The sequence below is a fragment of the Lysobacter solisilvae genome (genome assembly GCF_016613535.2).
Taxonomy (GTDB): domain Bacteria; phylum Pseudomonadota; class Gammaproteobacteria; order Xanthomonadales; family Xanthomonadaceae; genus Agrilutibacter; species Agrilutibacter solisilvae.
In genome coordinates this window covers 3,695,833-3,712,888 of sequence record NZ_CP071518.1, presented here as the reverse complement: position 1 = coordinate 3,712,888, position 17,056 = coordinate 3,695,833, and the positions used below count along the sequence as shown (strand labels likewise).

The 17,056-nt window shown below is 70.4% G+C and carries 15 protein-coding genes and 1 pseudogene; 14 read left to right on the top strand and 2 right to left on the bottom strand.

Annotation, left to right across the window (positions count from 1 at the left end; translation table 11 throughout):
• Positions 1-3 precede the first annotated feature (3 nt).
• The 4 genes from I8J32_RS16405 (at position 4) to recO (ending at position 2,829) form a co-directional block, all read left to right on the top strand.
• On the top strand, positions 4-381 hold the full coding sequence (locus I8J32_RS16405; RefSeq protein WP_200613673.1) for a DUF4845 domain-containing protein: 378 nt from the start codon (positions 4-6) through the stop codon (positions 379-381).
• The gene (gene rnc / locus I8J32_RS16400) at positions 382-1,038 is read left to right on the top strand and encodes a ribonuclease III (RefSeq protein ID WP_200613669.1); all 657 of its coding nucleotides are present in this window, start codon (positions 382-384) and stop codon (positions 1,036-1,038) included. It begins immediately after the preceding gene.
• Between the two features lie 60 nt (positions 1,039-1,098).
• Positions 1,099-1,995, top strand: a complete 897-nt coding sequence (era, locus tag I8J32_RS16395) for a GTPase Era (protein ID WP_200613665.1) — start codon at positions 1,099-1,101, stop codon at positions 1,993-1,995.
• A 93-nt stretch (positions 1,996-2,088) separates the two neighbouring features.
• Positions 2,089-2,829: a DNA repair protein RecO gene (recO, locus tag I8J32_RS16390; RefSeq protein ID WP_207526684.1), complete on the top strand. Its 741-nt coding sequence runs from the start codon at positions 2,089-2,091 to the stop codon at positions 2,827-2,829.
• A 67-nt stretch (positions 2,830-2,896) separates the two neighbouring features.
• Here the strand turns inward: recO and I8J32_RS16385 are convergent, their stop codons facing one another.
• On the bottom strand, positions 2,897-3,664 hold the full coding sequence (locus I8J32_RS16385) for a response regulator (protein WP_200613661.1): 768 nt from the start codon (positions 3,662-3,664) through the stop codon (positions 2,897-2,899).
• Positions 3,665-3,699: 35 nt separating this feature from the next.
• Here I8J32_RS16385 and I8J32_RS16380 point away from each other — a divergent pair, with 35 nt between their 5' ends.
• From I8J32_RS16380 to I8J32_RS16335, 10 genes are all read left to right on the top strand, one after another.
• Positions 3,700-5,724 (top strand): translocation/assembly module TamB domain-containing protein, encoded by a 2,025-nt coding sequence (locus I8J32_RS16380; RefSeq protein ID WP_200613658.1) that lies wholly within the window; start codon positions 3,700-3,702, stop codon positions 5,722-5,724.
• Positions 5,725-5,890: 166 nt separating this feature from the next.
• On the top strand, positions 5,891-6,514 hold the full coding sequence (locus I8J32_RS16375) for a DUF1318 domain-containing protein (protein ID WP_200613656.1): 624 nt from the start codon (positions 5,891-5,893) through the stop codon (positions 6,512-6,514).
• A gap of 172 nt (positions 6,515-6,686) precedes the next feature.
• Positions 6,687-8,015 (top strand): 23S rRNA (uracil(1939)-C(5))-methyltransferase RlmD, encoded by a 1,329-nt coding sequence (rlmD, locus tag I8J32_RS16370; protein WP_200613654.1) that lies wholly within the window; start codon positions 6,687-6,689, stop codon positions 8,013-8,015.
• Positions 8,016-8,204: 189 nt separating this feature from the next.
• Positions 8,205-8,723 (top strand): CYTH domain-containing protein, encoded by a 519-nt coding sequence (locus I8J32_RS16365; RefSeq protein WP_200613645.1) that lies wholly within the window; start codon positions 8,205-8,207, stop codon positions 8,721-8,723.
• A 157-nt stretch (positions 8,724-8,880) separates the two neighbouring features.
• Positions 8,881-9,876: a beta-N-acetylhexosaminidase gene (nagZ, locus tag I8J32_RS16360; RefSeq protein ID WP_200613642.1), complete on the top strand. Its 996-nt coding sequence runs from the start codon at positions 8,881-8,883 to the stop codon at positions 9,874-9,876.
• The gene (locus I8J32_RS16355) at positions 9,873-10,439 is read left to right on the top strand and encodes a hypoxanthine-guanine phosphoribosyltransferase (protein ID WP_200613640.1); all 567 of its coding nucleotides are present in this window, start codon (positions 9,873-9,875) and stop codon (positions 10,437-10,439) included. The genes nagZ and I8J32_RS16355 overlap by 4 nt, the downstream gene beginning before the upstream one ends.
• Before the next feature lie 121 nt (positions 10,440-10,560).
• A complete protein-coding gene (locus I8J32_RS16350) occupies positions 10,561-11,313 on the top strand; it encodes an S-methyl-5'-thioinosine phosphorylase (RefSeq protein ID WP_200613638.1) in 753 nt (250 codons plus the stop codon).
• 147 nt (positions 11,314-11,460) lie between these two features.
• The gene (locus I8J32_RS16345) at positions 11,461-11,667 is read left to right on the top strand and encodes a cold-shock protein (protein ID WP_200613636.1); all 207 of its coding nucleotides are present in this window, start codon (positions 11,461-11,463) and stop codon (positions 11,665-11,667) included.
• 202 nt (positions 11,668-11,869) lie between these two features.
• The gene (locus I8J32_RS16340) at positions 11,870-13,108 is read left to right on the top strand and encodes an FAD-dependent oxidoreductase (RefSeq protein WP_207526683.1); all 1,239 of its coding nucleotides are present in this window, start codon (positions 11,870-11,872) and stop codon (positions 13,106-13,108) included.
• A gap of 33 nt (positions 13,109-13,141) precedes the next feature.
• Positions 13,142-14,770 carry an acyl-CoA dehydrogenase family protein gene (locus tag I8J32_RS16335; protein ID WP_200613632.1) on the top strand — a complete coding sequence of 543 codons (1,629 nt, stop codon included), beginning with the start codon at positions 13,142-13,144 and terminating at the stop codon, positions 14,768-14,770.
• A gap of 439 nt (positions 14,771-15,209) precedes the next feature.
• Here the strand turns inward: I8J32_RS16335 and I8J32_RS17820 are convergent.
• Positions 15,210-16,969: pseudogene (locus I8J32_RS17820) on the bottom strand (ABC transporter transmembrane domain-containing protein).
• Positions 16,970-17,056 lie beyond the last annotated feature (87 nt).

Sequence of the window (17,056 nt, the reverse complement as noted above, 5' to 3'; positions counted from 1 at the left end):
GGCATGAAGCACAAGCAACGGGGCATGACCCTCATCGGGTTCGTGATCGTACTGGCCGTCGCCGGTCTGTTCATCTACGTCGGCATGAAGCTCGTACCGATGTACACCGAGTTCTATGCGGTGAAGAAGGCGCTGGCCAGCCTGGAGTCCGAACCGGGCCTGGTGGACAAGGGCCCGCAGAAGATCCAGGAACTCTTCTTCAAGCGCCTCAACATGAGCTACGCGCTGAACGTGAAGCGCGATCATCTGAAGATCGAACGCGCCGAGACGGGTTATAAGTTGACCGTCGACTACGAGAACCGCCGCGAGATGATCGCGAACCTGGACGTGGTGGCCAAGTTCCACGCCGAGAAGGTGATCCAGCGTCGGGCAGGCGAGTGAGTGGGACATTCCGGACACCATTTTTCCCGTCCTGAACTCCGGCTCCAGGCGCTGACCCACCGCAGCGCCGGAGCACCGCATAACGAACGCCTGGAATTCCTGGGCGACGCCCTGGTCAACCTGATGGTCGCCGAGGCGCTGTACACCCGCTGGCCACAGGCTGACGAGGGCGCCCTGACCCGCGCCCGTGCCGAACTGGTCCGCGAATCCGCGCTCGCCCCCATCGCCCGCACGCTCGACCTGGGCTCCCAGCTGACGTTGGGTCCGGGGGAAATGAAGTCCGGCGGCCACCGGCGCGACTCGATCCTGGCCGACGCGCTGGAAGCGCTGATCGGCGCCATCTACCTCGACGCCGGTTTCGAGGCCTGCCGCGCCGCCGTGCTGCCCTGGTTCGAAGAGGCGATGGCCGCCCTTCCGCCACCGCACAAAGTGGGCAAGGACGCCAAGACAAGGCTGCAGGAATGGGTGCAGGGCCGCCAGAAGCCCCTGCCGACCTACGCCCTGCTGTCGGAGAGCGGCGAAGAGCACGCGAAGAGCTTCCTGGTCACCTGCACCCTGCAGCACCCCGCCCTGGTCACCCAGGGGGAGGGCAACTCCCGACGGGCGGCCGAACAGGCCGCGGCCGACGCCGCCCTGCGCGAACTCGCCGTCGACTGATCCATTGCGCGCATCCGGCGTTTCGCCGGGGACTGCGCCTCCATCGCCTACAATCAGTCCATGAATACAGCCCCTCACCGCGCCGGCCATGTGGCCGTCATCGGCCGCCCCAACGTGGGCAAGTCGACCCTGGTCAACGCCCTGGTGGGCGCCAAGGTCAGCATCGTCTCGCCGCGCCCCCAGACCACCCGCCATCGGCTCCTGGGCATCGCGACCTTCCCGGAAGGGCAGCTGCTGCTGGTCGACACCCCCGGCATCCACCGCGAGCAGAAGCGCGCGATGAACCGCCTGATGAACCGCGCCGCGCGCGGCGCGCTGGAAGGCGTCGACGCGGCCCTGCTCGTGGTGCGCGCCGGCCAGTGGGACGACGAGGACACGCTGGCCTATGACGCCCTGCGCGATGCGGGCCTGCCGGTGGTGCTGGTGGTCAACCAGGTCGACCGCATCACCGACAAGACCAAGCTGCTGCCCTACCTGGCCAAGGTGAGCGAGGGCCGCGAATTCGCCGGCGTGCATCCGATCTCCGCGCTCAAGCGCAGCGGCCTGGAAGCGCTGGTGAAGACCGTCCTCACCCATGTGCCCGAACAACCCGCGCTTTACGGCGAGGATGAGATCACCGACAAGAGCCAGCGTTTCCTCGCCGGCGAACTGGTGCGCGAACAGCTCATGCGGCAGCTCGGCGAAGAACTGCCGTATGCGACCACCGTGGAGATCGAGCGTTTCGTCGAGGACGGCAACCTGCTGCGCATCGGCGCGGTGATCTGGGTCGAGCGCGACGGCCAGAAGTTGATCGTGATCGGCAAGGGCGGCGAGCGCCTGCGCGAGATCGGCATGAAGTCGCGCCTCCAGATGGAACGGCTGTTCGGCTCCAAGGTGTTCCTGGAAACCTGGGTGCGCGTGCGCGAAGGCTGGTCCGACGACGAGGCCGCGCTGCGCGCGTTCGGCTACAACGACTGAGGCGACAGTGGAGCCGGCACAGGACTGAGGGACGAATCAACACGTCGTTCCTTGCCATCCACGCCTCTCCCCCGTCCCCGGTCCACCCGCCCCATGCGCCTGTCCGCCGAACCCGCCTTCGTCCTGCACACCCGGCCCTGGCGGGAAACCAGCCTGCTGGTGGAGGTCCTCAGCGCCGCCCATGGACGGCTGGGGCTGGTCGCCCGCGGCGTGCACGGGCCCAAGCGGCAGCTGTTGCGTGCGGCCCTGCAGCCGCTGCAGTACATCCGGTTCGATGCCGTGCAGCGTGGCGAACTGGCCACGCTCAGTGCGGCCGAAGCCCTGGACGCCGCTCCCCGTCTCGCCGGCGACGCGCTGCTGGCCGGCTTCTACCTCAACGAGCTGACCCTGCGCATGGCGCCGCGCGGCGACCCGTCCGACGAAGTGTTCGGCGCCTATGCGCAGGCGCGCGATCGATTGGGGCAGGGCGAATCGCTGGCCTGGACCCTGCGTCGTTTCGAGCGGGATCTTCTCGAAGGCCTGGGCCTGGGGTTCGAATGGACGGTCGACGGCGAGGGCGCCGACATCGACCCCGCCGCGCGCTATCGGCTGGAACCCGAGCACGGCCCGCGCCGCCTTCTGCTCGATCGTGGCGAGGCCGATCGTCGTGCTGCGGCGACCGGACGCGCGCTGCTGGCACTGGGCAGCGACGAGCGCCCACCCGATGACGACCTGGCCAGCCTGCGGCGGCCCCTGCGCGAAGTCATCGCCCACCACCTCGGCCCGCGCGGCCTGGCGTCGTGGACCATGCTTGGCGAACTTGCCCGCGTCGTGACGCCGCCCCGGCAGGAGTGACGACGCGTTGCGCCACGTGCGCACGCCGATGGACTTGGATGCGATCGGCCAGGCAGACCGCAGGCGCTCACCAGGTGCGTTCGATCCGCAATTCCGCCGACGCCGCCAGCGTGCGCCGCGTGGCGGACTCGAAACGCTCCAGTCGTTCCGGCGTGATGCCGGCGGCGTGCAGTGCGCGCGCCGCGTCGCCCAGCAACCTGGCACCCGTGAACCCGCAGCTTGCGCGCAACCGGTGCAGCTGTGCGGCCATCGCCTCGGTGTGACCGGCTTGCGCCGCTGCGAGCACCGCCTCGCAGGCGCCGCGCAGTTCCGCCACGAACAGGCCGCGCAGCGCGGCCACGTGGGCCAGGTTTCCATTCAAGGCCGCGGCGGCCGCCGCGTCATCCCATACGGGCACCGTGTCGTCCCACGCCGGCGCGCCGTCGTCGGTCGTCTCCACGTGCGGATGCCGCGGCGCTGCGGCCTGCCCGCCACGCTGCAGATGCGGGGCCACCCGCTCGCGCAGGCGTGCCGCCGTCACGGGCTTGGTGATCACGTCGGCGAAGCCCTGTGCAAGCAGGCCGCGGATGATGCCGTGATCGGTCGTGGCGGTGTGCGCCAGCGCTGGCACGCAGGCGTCCATCGATCGCAGGCACGCCAGCAGCTGGGCGCCATCGCCATCGGGCAGGTGGGCATCGATCAGCCACAGGTCGTGGCGTCGCGTCCGTGCCAGCGCGACGGCCGTGGCGAGGCTGGTCGCGCTGTCGACCCAAGCAGGCAACGCCATCAGGGCCGTGCGCAGGAACTCGAGGCTGGTGGGATCGTCCTCGACCAGCAGCAGCCGTGTCGTCGTCATGCGGTCCTTGCCTTCGTCATGGGTATCCTTGCCCGATGCGCGCGATGGTACGCCTCACCGCTGTATGCCTGCTGCTGGCCCTGGCCGGCGGTGCGCATGCGCGCGCGATGACGGCGCGCATCGGCCGCGTCATCACCCCGGTGGCGACGCTGGAAGGCGTGCGCGTGCAGCTGGATTGGCCCGCCCAGGCCGCGCAGGGGCAATTGCGGCTGCAGGCGCGGCGCGTGGCGGCGGCCGACCTGGGCTATCGCTTCACCGACCTGGACTGGCGTTGTCCGCTGCACCGCGACGGCCAGGGCGGATGGCGTTGCGATGGGGCGATACGCCAGGGGCGCGGCGCGCCGGCGATGTTGCACCTGGCCCTGGGCCCGGCCACCACCGATGTGGAGCTGCGCCGTGGCGGCGCGCGACTGGGCGTGCATCGCAGCGCGGCCACGCCGGACATCACCGACATCGATCTCACCCACGTGCCGCTGGTCTGGACCCAGGCCCTGCTCGCGCAGGCCTGGCCCGCGGGCAACCTCAAGGCGGGCACGCTGGACGGCCGGATGCAGGTCATCGCCGCGGCCAACGCGCCGTTGCGGGTGACCGGGCCGCTCACGCTCGCCGGTGGTGCCCTCGACACGGCCGATGGCCTGACCGCGGCGGAGAACCTGGCCGCCTCCCTCAACCTGGACCTGAGCTTCGCAGAACGCGATCGCGTGCGGGTGGACGGTTTCCTGCGCGGCGGAGAACTGCTGTTCGGCAACGCGTACATCGCCCTGGGCCAGCGACGCGTGGCACTGCAACTGGACGCCGTGCAGGCGGGCAACGAATGGCAGGTGCCCACGCTCTCCTGGCGCGACCCGGGCATCCTCACCGCGCAGGGCACGGCCACGCTCGGACCGGATGCCTCCCTGCGCACGCTCGACCTGCGCCTGGAGACTCCCGACCTGGCGCCGTTGCGCGACGCCTACCTGACCGGCCTGCTGGGCGTGGCCGGCGTATCCGACATCGCGCTGCGCGGTGCGGCCGACGCCGGACTGCACGTGCGCGACGGCGCGTTGACGGATTTCGACGTCGTCCTGCGCGCGGTGGACATCGACGATCCGCAGCAGCGCTTCGGCTTCCATCAGCTCGAGGGTGACGTGCGCCTGTCGTCCTCAGGCACCGCGACATCGGAGCTGCAGTGGCAATCGGGCCAGCTCTACGGACTCAATTTCGGTGCCGCGCGGATTCCGCTGGACAGCAGCGGGGGTGAGCTGCGCTCGCGGGCGCCGATCGTGCTGCCCATGCTCGGCGGCCAGATCCGCTTCGACCAGCTGCGCCTGCGTCCCCCCTCCGCCGGGCAGGGCCTGGACGTGCGTTTCGGCATGAGCCTGGAGCAGCTGGACGTCGCCCAGTTGGCCAAGGCCCTGCAATGGCCTGCCTTCACCGGCCAGCTCACCGGGTCGATCCCGCAGGCGCATTACGTGAACGAGACGCTGGTCTTCGACGGCGGCCTGTCCATGCAGATCTTCGACGGCAGCGTGTCGGTGTCGAGCCTGGCGATGGAACGGCCCTTCGGCGTGGCGCCCACGCTGTCGGCCGACGTGGAACTGGACGACTTGGACATGGAATCCCTCACCGGCGTGTTCGGCTTCGGCAGCGTCTCGGGCCGGCTCGATGGTCGCATCGGCGCATTGCGCATGGTCGACTGGCAGGCGGTCGCCTTCGACGCCAGTCTGCGCACCGACCGCGCCGCCGCGCGCGCGAAGGGCACGCGCCAGCGCATCAGCCAGCGCGCCGTGCAGGACCTGTCGAGCGTGGGCGACGCCAGTGTCGTCACTTCGCTGCAGTCACGGCTGATCGGCTTCTTCGACGATTTCGGCTACCGCCGGATCGGGATCGACTGCCACCTCGCCGACGACGTGTGCGCCATGGACGGGCTTGGTTCAGCGGGACAGGGATTTATTATCGTCGAAGGTTCGGGCCTGCCGCGGCTCACGGTGGTGGGTTTCAACCGCCAGGTCGACTGGCCCACGCTGGTCGAGCGCCTGGGCGCCATCGGCCAGGGCGAGGTGAAACCCGTCGTCCAGTAGAGTGGCCGCGTCCGGCTTCACCACCGCCGATTCCTGATTCCTGATTCCTGATTCCTGATTCCAGCGACCGATTCCATTCCCCGATTCCATTCCCCGATCCCACTTCCCGATCCCACCCGCAATTTCCGGCCGACGTCCGGCCCGTACAACTCTCGGAGAACCTGCAATGCGCCGCCTCCTCGGACTGCCCGTCGCCGCCGTCGTACTCACGGCCTGCGTCACCATCAACGTCTACTTTCCCGCCGCGGAGGCGAAGGAAGCGGCCAAGGAATTCGTCGAGAAGGTGATCGGCGAGGAAGCCGACAAAGCCCAGGAGCCGGCCAAGCCGGGCGAGGGCGGTGGCATGGCGATGCAGCCGGCGCAGGGCCTGGAGCATCTGCTGGCCCACGTGGACCTGCTGTCGCTGGTCGGCATCGGTTCCGCCCACGCGCAGTCGCAGCCGGACATCACCATCAAGACGCCGGCCATCCAGGCCATCCAGGCGCGCATGGCCGGGCGTTTCGACAAGGACCTGCGCGCGGGCTTCGACGCGGGCGCGCTGGGTTTCGCGGGCGACGGCACCATCGTCGTGCGTGACGCCGGCAAGCTGGCGCTGAAGGACCGCGTCGCCGTCAACCAGGCCGTCGCCGACGACAACCGCGACCGCAAGGCGGTCTACCGCGAGGTGGCCGTGGCCAACGGGCACCCCGAATGGGAGGCCCAGATCCGCGACGTTTTCGCCAAGCAGTGGATCGCCAGCGCCCGCAGCGGCTGGTGGTACCAGAGCGGCGGGGCCTGGAAGCAGAAGTGAAGCGGAAGTAAGGCCGAGCCAGCCCTGCGCCTCCGGACGGCCCGCCCTGCGCGGGCCGTCCGCGTTTTCGGGGGCTGTTCCCGCGGGGTGCCCGGGTGCATGGCGGCCGCGGGGCAGGGCGCGCAGGCGCTTCTGCGACAATAGCCGGCTTCGCAATCCCGGCAGTGTCCCCGTGGCCCGCATCGACCAGACGCCCTTCGAAATTGAAATCACCGGCCTGACCCACGACGGCCGCGGCGTCGCGCGCCGCGACGGCAAGGCCATCTTCATCGCCGGTGCGCTGCCCGGCGAACGCGTGATGGCCAAACAGACTTCGCGGTCGCGCCACTTCGACGAAGCGGCCACGCTGGAGGTCCTGCAGGCCAGCCCCGACCGCGTCCAGCCCCGTTGCCCGCATTTCGGCACCTGCGGCGGCTGCGCGCTGCAGCACCTGGATGAGAGCCAGCAGATCCTGGCCAAGCAGCGCGTGCTGATGGAAAACCTGGAACGCATCGGCCACGTCACGCCCGAACGCGTGCTGCCGCCGCTGGTGGACCGCCAGTGGGGCTATCGCCGCAAGGGACGGTTCTCGGTGCGACGGGTCGAGAAGAAGGAAAAGACCCTCGTCGGCTTCCGCGAGAACGACCCACGCTTCGTCGCCGACCTCAGCCAGTGCCACACGGTCATCGAGCAGATCGGCGGCCGCATCACCGGCCTGGCGCAACTGGTGGACGGACTGCAGGCGCGCCGCGACATCCCGCAGATCGAGTTCATCGCCGGCGACCCGCAGGCCGATGGCTTCAGCGGCATCGCGCTGACCTTCCGCCACCTCAGCCCGCTGTCCGACGCCGATCGCGACGCACTGACGGCCTTCGGCCAGCGCGAGGGCTTCGCGATCTTCCTGCAGCCCGGCGGCGTGGACACCGTGCACCCGCTGTGGCCGGCCAATCCGCGCCTGGCGTTCCGGCTGCCCGAGTGGGACGTCGAGTTCCTGTTCCGTCCGCTGGACTTCATCCAGGTCAACGCCGGGCTCAACACCCGCATGATCCAGTCCACCCTCGACCTGCTCGATCCGCAGCCGGGCGACCGCGTGCTCGACCTGTTCTGTGGCCTGGGCAACTTCACCCTGCCGCTGGCGCGCCGCGTGCGCGAGGTGGTGGGCGTGGAAGGCGAGGCCGGCCTGGTGCGCCGCGCGCGCGAGAACGCCGAGCACAACGGCATCGCCAACGCCCAGTTCCATGCCGCCGACCTGGGCAAGGATCTGAGCGACCACACGTGGATGCGCGAGGGCTTCGATCGCCTGCTGCTCGACCCGCCGCGTTCGGGCGCCGACTTCGTCCTCACCCAGTTGCCACTCAAGCAGTTCCGCCGCATCGTCTACGTCAGCTGCCACCCGGCCTCGCTCGCGCGCGACGCGGGCTACCTGGTCAACCAGCACGGCTGGAAACTGCGTGCCGCGGGCGTGATGGACATGTTTCCGCACACTGCGCACGTGGAATCGATCGCGATGTTCGAGAGGTAAGCGAAGGCGGGGCGGGGAACCGGCAACGGGGAGCAGGGAACGGGAAAGCGGAAGATTCCAGCGATTGCGGTTTCGTCCCCACCATCCTCACCGCGCGGCTCCTTCTTGTTCTTGCCTGGCTCCCGTATTTGCTCCCCCGTTTGCGTTCCTGATTCTTCTTCCCCGTTTCCGCCTGCCCCCGGCCTCCCCATGCCCATCGAAATCGAACGCAAATTCCTCGTCACCGGCGACGCCTGGCGCGCGGCCGCGCGCGAAGTGGTGCCCATGACGCAGGGCTACCTCAACGACCTGGCCGCGATGGATACCGGCGCCATGAAGGCATCGGTGCGCGTGCGCATCCAGGGCGACGAGGCCTACCTCAACCTAAAGTCACGCGAACTGGGCCACACGCGGCAGGAGTTCGACTACGCCATTCCGGTGGACGACGCCCGAGGCCTGATGGCGCTCAGCGTGGGCGGAGTGGTGGACAAGCGACGGCACTACGTCGAGGTCGGTGGCTGGCTGTGGGAAGTCGACGAATTCCTGGGCGAGAACGCCGGCCTGGTCGTGGCCGAGATCGAGCTGGACAGTGCCGATGAAGCCTTCGACCCGCCGGCGTGGATTGGCGCCGAGGTCACCCACCTCAAGCGCTACTACAACCTGGCCCTGGCCACGCGCCCCTACGCGGCCTGGACCGATCCGGAGCGCGCGGCCACCGACGCGGGCTGACAGCGCGCAGCCGCTTCGGCGGACGGTTCCGGACTGCTACGCGGACCACGCGGCAGCGACCTCCGATCGGCTAACGTAACGCCTTCGCCGTCCGGCGCCGCCCATCCGGCGGGCGCCCGGAACTGCAAGAACTCCCAGAACTCCCGAGGAACCTCCCATGCTCGTCATCGGCGTCGCCGGCACCGAACTCACCGCGCAGGAGCGCGACTGGCTGCAGAACGACGCCTGCGCCGGCGTGATCCTGTTCAGTCGGAACTTCGCCTCCAAGGCCCAGGTCGCCGAGCTGTCGCAGGCGATCCGCGAGGCCGCGCCACGCCCGCAACTGGTCTGCGTGGACCAGGAAGGCGGCCGGGTGCAGCGTTTCCGCGAGGGGTACAGCGCCTTGCCGCCACTGGAGCCGTTCGGCCGCCTGTACGCGAGTGACCCGCAGGCCGCGCTGCAGATGGCCGAGGAGCACGCCTGGCTGATGGCCAGCGAAGTGCGCGCCACCGGCGTCGACCTGAGCTTCGCGCCCGTGGTCGACCTGGGCCGGGGCAACCGCGCGATCGGCAACCGCGCGTTCTCCGAGGACCCGCAGGTCGTCGCCGAGTTCACCCGCGCCTACGTGCGCGGCATGCACGCGGCGGGCATGGCGGCGACGCTCAAGCATTTCCCCGGCCATGGCTCGGTCCTGGAGGACACGCACTTCGACGATGCGGTCGACCCGCGCACGCTGGAACAGATGCAGGCGCTCGACCTGGTGCCCTTCGTTGCCGGCATCCAGGCCAAGGCCGACGCGGTGATGATGGCGCACGTCGTGTACCCGGCCGTGTCGCCGGAACCGGCCGGATATTCGAAGGTGTGGATCCAGGACATCCTGCGCGCGCAGATGGGCTTCCGCGGCGTGGTCTTCAGCGACGACATCGGCATGGCCGCAGCGTTCTCCGCCGGCGGCATCAAGGCCCGCGTCGATGCGCACTTGGACGCCGGCTGCGACGTGGTCCTGGTCTGCCATCCGGAACTGGTCGAGGAATCGCTGGCCGCGGTGTCCGACCGCAACCTCAACACCATGGCGCTGGCCAACCTGATCGGACGCGGCGCCGTGGCCTGGGAAGGCCTGCTTGCCGATGCCCGTTACGGTGAGGCCCGCAGCCGCCAGGAAGGCCTGGCATGAACGACGCATCGCGCCCGGACCTGCAGGCCGCGCTGGCCAGCAGCGACCTCATCCACGACCGGCAGGTACTGGAAACCGCCATCGCCAGGATGGCCGTGGCCATCCGCAATGATTTCGCCGGCAGCGTGCCGCTGTTCGTGACCGTCATGCACGGCGGCTTGCCCTTCGCCGGGCAGCTCGCGCTGGAACTGGGCGCGCTTGGACAGGACCTGGAGTTCGAATACCTGCACGCCACGCGCTACCGCGGCGCGACCACCGGCAGCAGCACGCTGACCTGGAAGCACCGTCCGGCCACCTCGCTGCGCGGTCGCCGCGTGCTGCTGGTCGACGACATCGTCGACGAAGGCCACACGCTGGCGGCGGTCCGCGACTGGTGCCGCGAGCAGGGCGCCGCGCAGATCCGCATCGCCGCGCTGGCGGTCAAGCGCCACGACCGCTGCGTCCCCGGCCTGCATGCGGACTACTTTGGCGTCGACGTGCCCGACCGCTACGTCTACGGCTATGGCATGGATTTCCACGAACAGGGCCGCGCCCTGCCGGCGATCTACGCACTGCGGGATTGAGCGCCAGGCGCTGCCGCATCGTCGCGAAGTTTTTCGCAGGCAGGCCGACCGCCGCCACGCCCAGACCCCACGCCGCTGATCCGATCATGGACGCGGCCGCAAGACAGGAGGACGAGCTCCCATGAACGACATCGCCCTGGCCGTGATCGGCGGCACCGGCCTGTACCAGCTGGCCGAACTCCAGGGCCCGCAGGCCCACCAGCCGGTCACGCGCTACGGCGCGCTGTCCGGTCCGATCCGCGTGGGCATGCTGGACGGGCATCGCGTCGCCTTCCTCGCCCGCCATGGCGAAGGCCACGCGCATCCGCCGCACCTGATCAACTACCGCGCCAACCTGGCCGCATTGCAGGCGATCGGGGCCCGGCGCGTGCTCGCGCTCAACACCGTCGGCGGCATCACCGGGCGTTTCGGTCCGCGCGTGCTCGCCTGCCCGGACCAGTTGATCGACTACACGTGGGGGCGCATCTCCACGCTCTGCGAGGAACCCGGCACCGAGGTGCTGCACGTGGATTTCGGCGAGCCGTACACGCGCGAGCTGCGTGCCGGCGTCCTCGCCGCCGCGCGTGCGGCCGGCGTCGACCTGGTGGATGGCGGCTGTTACGGCGCCACGCAGGGGCCGCGCCTGGAAACGCGTGCCGAGATCGCCCGCATGCGGCGCGACGGCTGTGACCTGGTGGGCATGACCGGCATGCCCGAGGCGGCGCTGGCCCGCGAACTCGGGCTGGACTACGCCTGCCTGGCCATCGTGGCCAACTGGGCGGCCGGCGCGGGCCCCGACGTGGACGAAGTCATTACGTTGCAGGACGTCCTGGACAACGTCGCGGCGGCATCGGCGGGACTGCCCGCGCTGCTGCGCGCCCTGCTCGCCGGGTGACCGCGAGGGGGATGCCCGCGCGGCTGGCGAGTCGATACAAAACGGTACATTTTGCCGGTTGCGCTCGTTCAGGTTTTGGGCATACTCGCTTGGCGCCGTCAGGGGCCGGCGCTTGTCATCGCACTCCAGCATGAGGTCACCCAGGACATGCAGTACGGCACCGTGAAATGGTTCAACGACGCCAAGGGCTTCGGTTTCATCTCGCCCGAGGACGGCAGCGCAGATGTGTTCGTGCACTTCTCCGCGATCAATGCCAAGGGCTTCCGCAGCCTGGCCGAAGGCCAGCGCGTCAGCTACCAGCTGACCCAGGGTCCGAAGGGCGCACAGGCGTCCGAAGTCACGCCGGCGGCGTGATCTTTCGGTAGCGTGATCTTCCGGCAGCGCCAGCTTCCGGCAGCGTGAGCACCTCCACGTGGTCACGCCGACTGATCCGGCGGCGCGCAGGCGCCCGCCTTGAACGACTTTCCCAGGCCCCGCTCCGGCGGGGCCTTTTTCTTGTTCCGCATCATCGCCCGCCGGCGATGGATGGAGCAGGGCGGCAAGAGCACACAGACACATGAAGCAATCGCTGCGGGTGGCCATCGTCGGTTATGGCACCGCCGGGCAGACCAGCGCCCTGCTGCTGGCGCGCGCCGGCCACCGGGTTGAGGTGTTCGAACAGGCCCCCGCGCTGGGGCCCGTCGGCGCGGGGTTCCTGTTGCAGCCCACCGGCATGGTGGCGCTGTGGCGCCTGGGCCTGCTTGACGCGGCGCTTGCGCATGGCGCCCGCGTGGACCGCCTGATCGGCCACTCGCACCAGGGACGTGCGGTGATGGACATGCGCTACCGCGAGCTCGACCCGCGCCTGTTCGGCCTGGGCATGCAGCGCGGCGCGCTGTTCGCGCTGCTCGACGCGGCCTGGCGCGAAGGCCGGCAGGTGCACTGCGGCCGCCGCATCGACGAGGTCGACGTGCAGCGTGGCCTGCTGCGCGATGCCCAGGGCGACACGCACGGACCTTTCGACCTGGTCCTGGTGGCCGATGGCGCGGCCTCGCGCCTGCGCGGCCAGGTGGGCGAGGTGGCCCTGGACCGGCCCTATCCCTGGGGCGCGCAATGGTGCCTGGTGCCGCAGGGGGACTGGGCGTTTCCCAATGAACTGCGACAGCGTTACGCCGCTGCACGCCGGATGATCGGCATGCTGCCGGTAGGCACGCGCCCGGGCGACGATACGCCCCGGCTGAGTTTCTTCTGGAGCCTGCGCACCGACGCGTTGCAGGCCTCCGCCGATCCCGCGCAGTGGCGCGAGGACGTGGCCGCGCTCTGGCCCGAGGCCGCCCAGCGCCTGCACGACACGCCGGTGCCGCAGGGCCTGGCGGCCGCGCGCTATCGCGACGCGCTGGTGCGCCGCTGGCACGGCGGCCGCGCGGTGCTGCTGGGCGACAGCGCGCACGCGATGAGCCCGCAGCTGGGGCAGGGCGCGAACATGGCGCTGATCGATGCGCTCGCCTTGTGCGACGCGTTGCGCGATGCCCCCGACCTGCCCGCGGCACTGGATCGCTTCGAACGCGAGCGTCGCCGACACGTGCGGGCCTACCACTTCTGGAGCCGCTGGCTGACGCCGCTGTTCCAGTCCGAACGCGACACGCTGGCCGCCGTGCGCGACCGCGTGTTCCATCCGCTGGGCCGCCTGCCGATCGGCCGCCGGCAGATGCTGCGGATCCTCACCGGGACACGCACCGGTTGGCTGGGTGTCTGGCCGCTCGAACCGGAGTTCCTGGCGCGCATCAGCGGCGCCGCGCCGCCAGGGGTCGGGTAGAGTCGGGGCCGGTCCCTTGCCGCGCCGACGACAATGCCCGACGCCTTCGCCACCCACACGGTCGACAACCAGCCGCCGGAGTTCGGCCCGCGCGACCTGTGGGCCGACGACATCGCGCTGCGGGAAGCGCTGGGCCGTGAGGGCGGCGGCGTCCACGCCAGCGCCGTCGCCGCGTACGGCGCCCTGGCCGGCGGTGAACTGCTCGCCCTCGGTGGCGAGGCCCACCGCGACCGCCCGCGTCTGCGCACCCACGACCGCTTTGGCGTCCGCATCGACCGGGTCGAATTCCATCCCCATTACCACGCACTCATGGGCGCGGCGATCGAACACGGTGTCGCCGGATTGTCCTGGGGTCAGGCGGGCGCCGGCGCACACGTCGCCCGCGCCGCGCTGAGCTACCTGCACAACCAGGCCGAGCCGGGCACCAGCTGTCCGCTGACGATGACGCACGCGGCCGTGCCGGTGCTGCGTCGTGAGCCCGGCCTGGAGCACTGGGCGGCCAAGGCCGCCAGCCGGCGCTACGACGCACGCGACCTGCCGATGGAGGACAAGCAGGGCGTCACCATCGGCATGGGCATGACCGAAAAGCAGGGCGGCAGCGACGTGCGCAGCAATGCCACCACCGCCACGAGCGTGGGCGAGGACGCCTACACGCTGGTCGGACACAAATGGTTCTTCTCGGCGCCGATGTCCGACGCCTTCCTGGTGCTCGCGCAGGCCCCGGCCGGGCTCACCTGTTTCCTGTTGCCGCGCTGGCGCCCGGACGGCACGCGCAACGCTTTGCGGCTGATGCGGCTGAAGGACAAGCTCGGCGACTGGTCCAACGCCTCGTCGGAAGTCGAATTCGAGCAGGCGTGGGCGCAGCGCGTGGGCGAGGAGGGCCGCGGCGTGGCGACCATCATCGAGATGGTCATGCTCACCCGGCTGGACTGCATGCTCGGGTCGTCGGCCCTGATGCGCATGGCGCTGGCGCAGGCCGTGCACCATGCGCGGCACCGCCGCAGCTTCGGCAAGCCGCTGGTGGCCCATGCGCTGATGGCCAACGTGCTGGCCGACCTGGCCATCGAATCCGAGGCCGCGCTCGCCTTGTCGATGCGCGTGGCCCGCGCCGTCGATGCCGCGCCGGGCAATCCCGGAGAAGCCGCGTTCGCCCGCCTCGCCACGGCGGTCGGCAAGTACTGGATCTGCAAGCGCGCGCCGGCCTTCGTCAACGAAGCACAGGAATGCCTGGGCGGCGCCGGTTACGTAGAGGAATCGCTGCTGCCACGCCTGTACCGGCAGGCCCCGCTCAACTCGATCTGGGAAGGCAGCGGCAACATCCAGTGCCTGGACGTGCTGCGGGCGCTGTCGCGCGAACCGCAGGCCCTGCAGGCGTTCCTCACCGAACTGGAGTCCGCCGCCGGGCTGCAAAGCGCCTTCGACGCGCACGCCACGGCCCTGCGCCAGACGCTGCTGGCCGGCGACACCGCCGAAGCCGGCGCCCGGCTGCTCGTCGAACGCATGGCCCTGGCCCTGCAGGCGGCCGTCCTGCTGCGCGCGGGCAGCCCGGTGGCCGAAGCGTTCTGCCGCAGCCGGCTGGGTGGCGAGCACGGGCTCGTACTGGGCACGCTGCCAACCACCCTGGATCTGCCCGCGCTGGTTTCACGCGCGCTACCGGGCTGAGGCGGCGCCGCGCCGCCGCCTCCTGCCGCGCCCGCGGCCCGCGACGTCGCCCGCCAGTTCGAATTCGTCACCTTCCCGTTCGACTTTTTGGCCCTCCGCCGGACCAAAAAGACCCGCGCGAGGGCAACCCGGGTCCCGACGCCGGGACAAAAAGTCGAACTCGAGGACACGCCGGGTCCCGACGCCGGGACAAAAAGTCGAACTCGAGGACACGCCGGGTCCCGACGCCGGGACAAAAAGTCGAACCCGAGGACACGCCGGGACAGGAAAGTCGAACGCGTGGCAAGCCGTGGCCCGGCATCGGGCCAGAAATTCGAGCTCGCGCGGCGGCGTGGAAACCCCCGCACGAGTTCGCGCCAGGCGGCGCCATCTCCCCGAGTGACCGCCGGACAGGGGGCGGAACCGCAAAGGGTCCACGCCCCTGTCAGCAGCTGGAAGCTCAATCCAGGAACTGCAGCCGCGCCAGTTCCGCGTACAGGCCGCCCTGCGCCAGCAGCTGGTCGTGCGTGCCTTCGGCGATCACGCGGCCGTGGTCCATCACCACGATGCGGTCGGCCTTGAGCACGGTGGCCAGGCGGTGGGCGATCACGATCGTGGTGCGGCCCTGCATCAGCGCTTCCAGCGCCTGCTGCACGGCGCGTTCGCTCTGCGCGTCCAGTGCGCTGGTGGCTTCGTCCAGCAGCAGGATCGGGGCGTCCTTGAGCAGGGCGCGGGCGATGGCGATGCGCTGCTGCTGGCCGCCGGACAGGCGCGCGCCGCGCTCGCCCAGTTCGGTGTCCAGGCCCTGCGGCAACACGCGGATGAAGTCGGCGGCATGGGCGGCCTCGACGGCGGTCTGGACCTGCGCGTCGTCGGCATCGAGCCGGCCGTAGCGGATGTTCTCGCGCGCCGTGGTGGCGAAGATCGTCGGCTGCTGCGGCACCAGCGCGATGGCCTCGCGCAGCTGGGCCGGGTCGAGGTCGCGGACGTCGTTGCCGTCGACCTGCACCAGGCCCTGTTCCGGATCGTGGAAACGCAGCAGCAGCGAGAACACCGTGCTCTTGCCCGCGCCGGACGGACCCACCAGGGCCACGGTCTCGCCGGGACGCACGCGCAGGCTGAAATCGGCCAGCGCGGCCTGGTCGGGGCGCTGCGGGTAGTGGAAGGTCACATGGTCGAAGACCAGCTCGCCCTGCGGCTTGGGCGGCATGGGCCGGGGATTGGCCGGGGCCACGACCGCCGGGGTTTCTTCCAGCAGTTCGCTGATCCGGCCCATGCCGGCGGCGGCGCGCTGCATTTCGTTCCAGACCTCGGCCAGCGCGGCGATGGAGCCGCCGCCGATCAGCGAATAGAAGAGGAACTCGAACAGCACGCCCGGCTTCATCTGCCCCGACACCACCGAGTGCGCGCCCGACCACAGCACCGCGATGATCGCGCCGAACACCAGCGTGATGGCCACCGCCGTCACCACGGCCTGCGCGCCGATGCGCTTGCGCGCGGTGCGCACCGCGGTTTCCAGCGCCGAGGCGAAGCGGCCGCGCTCGTAGGGTTCGCGCGCGTGCGCCTGCACCGTGCGCACCGCCCCCCAGCGTTTCGGTGGCCAGCGCGTTGGCGTCGGCCACGCGGTCCTGGCTGGCGCGCGAGATCTTCCTCAAGCGGCGTCCGCCGACCACGATCGGCAGCACCGTCAGCGGGGATGCCCACCAGCGCGAACACCGCCAGCCGCGGGCTGGTGACGAACATCATGATGATCGAGCCGATCACCGTGATCGAACTGCGCAGCGCGACCGACATCGTGGAGCCCACGGTGCTGCGCAGCAGTTCGGCATCGGCGGTGAGCCGGGAGATCAGCTCGCCGCTGCGATTGCGGTCGTGGAAGCCCGCATCCAGCCCGATCAGGTGGCCGAACAATCGCTCGCGCAGGTCGGCCACGACGCGCTCGCCCAGCAGCGTCACGCAGAAGTAGCGGGCCGCGGTGGCGAAGGCCAGCATCAGCGCCACGCCGAACAGGAACAGGAAGGACTGGTCGATGGCCGCGCCGCTGCCGGAGGCGAAGCCCTCGTCGATCATGCGGCGGCCCGCCGAGGGCAGCGTCAGCGTCGCGGCGCTCGAACACATCAGCGCCACCAGCCAGGCGAAGAACAGGGGCTTGTGGCGCCGGACGAAGGGCCAGAGCGTGCGCAGGCTGCCAACGGGGGCTTTGGTTGCGGGGTCGGGCATGGAGGGACGCGGCAGGAGGAGGGAGGGCGCCCGGCGCGGGGCGCCGCGGGTTCGCCAAGTCCGGGCAGCGTATCGCGCCGCGCGGTC

Coding starts and splice junctions, on each gene's coding strand:
- I8J32_RS16405 (WP_200613673.1), top strand. CDS start 4: ATGAAGCACAAGCAACGGGGCATGACCCTCATCGGGTTCGTGATCGTA.
- era (WP_200613665.1), top strand. CDS start 1,099: ATGAATACAGCCCCTCACCGCGCCGGCCATGTGGCCGTCATCGGCCGC.
- recO (WP_207526684.1), top strand. CDS start 2,089: ATGCGCCTGTCCGCCGAACCCGCCTTCGTCCTGCACACCCGGCCCTGG.
- I8J32_RS16385 (WP_200613661.1), bottom strand. CDS start 3,664: ATGACGACGACACGGCTGCTGCTGGTCGAGGACGATCCCACCAGCCTC.
- I8J32_RS16380 (WP_200613658.1), top strand. CDS start 3,700: ATGCGCGCGATGGTACGCCTCACCGCTGTATGCCTGCTGCTGGCCCTG.
- I8J32_RS16375 (WP_200613656.1), top strand. CDS start 5,891: ATGCGCCGCCTCCTCGGACTGCCCGTCGCCGCCGTCGTACTCACGGCC.
- I8J32_RS16365 (WP_200613645.1), top strand. CDS start 8,205: ATGCCCATCGAAATCGAACGCAAATTCCTCGTCACCGGCGACGCCTGG.
- nagZ (WP_200613642.1), top strand. CDS start 8,881: ATGCTCGTCATCGGCGTCGCCGGCACCGAACTCACCGCGCAGGAGCGC.
- I8J32_RS16355 (WP_200613640.1), top strand. CDS start 9,873: ATGAACGACGCATCGCGCCCGGACCTGCAGGCCGCGCTGGCCAGCAGC.
- I8J32_RS16350 (WP_200613638.1), top strand. CDS start 10,561: ATGAACGACATCGCCCTGGCCGTGATCGGCGGCACCGGCCTGTACCAG.
- I8J32_RS16345 (WP_200613636.1), top strand. CDS start 11,461: ATGCAGTACGGCACCGTGAAATGGTTCAACGACGCCAAGGGCTTCGGT.
- I8J32_RS16340 (WP_207526683.1), top strand. CDS start 11,870: ATGAAGCAATCGCTGCGGGTGGCCATCGTCGGTTATGGCACCGCCGGG.
- I8J32_RS16335 (WP_200613632.1), top strand. CDS start 13,142: ATGCCCGACGCCTTCGCCACCCACACGGTCGACAACCAGCCGCCGGAG.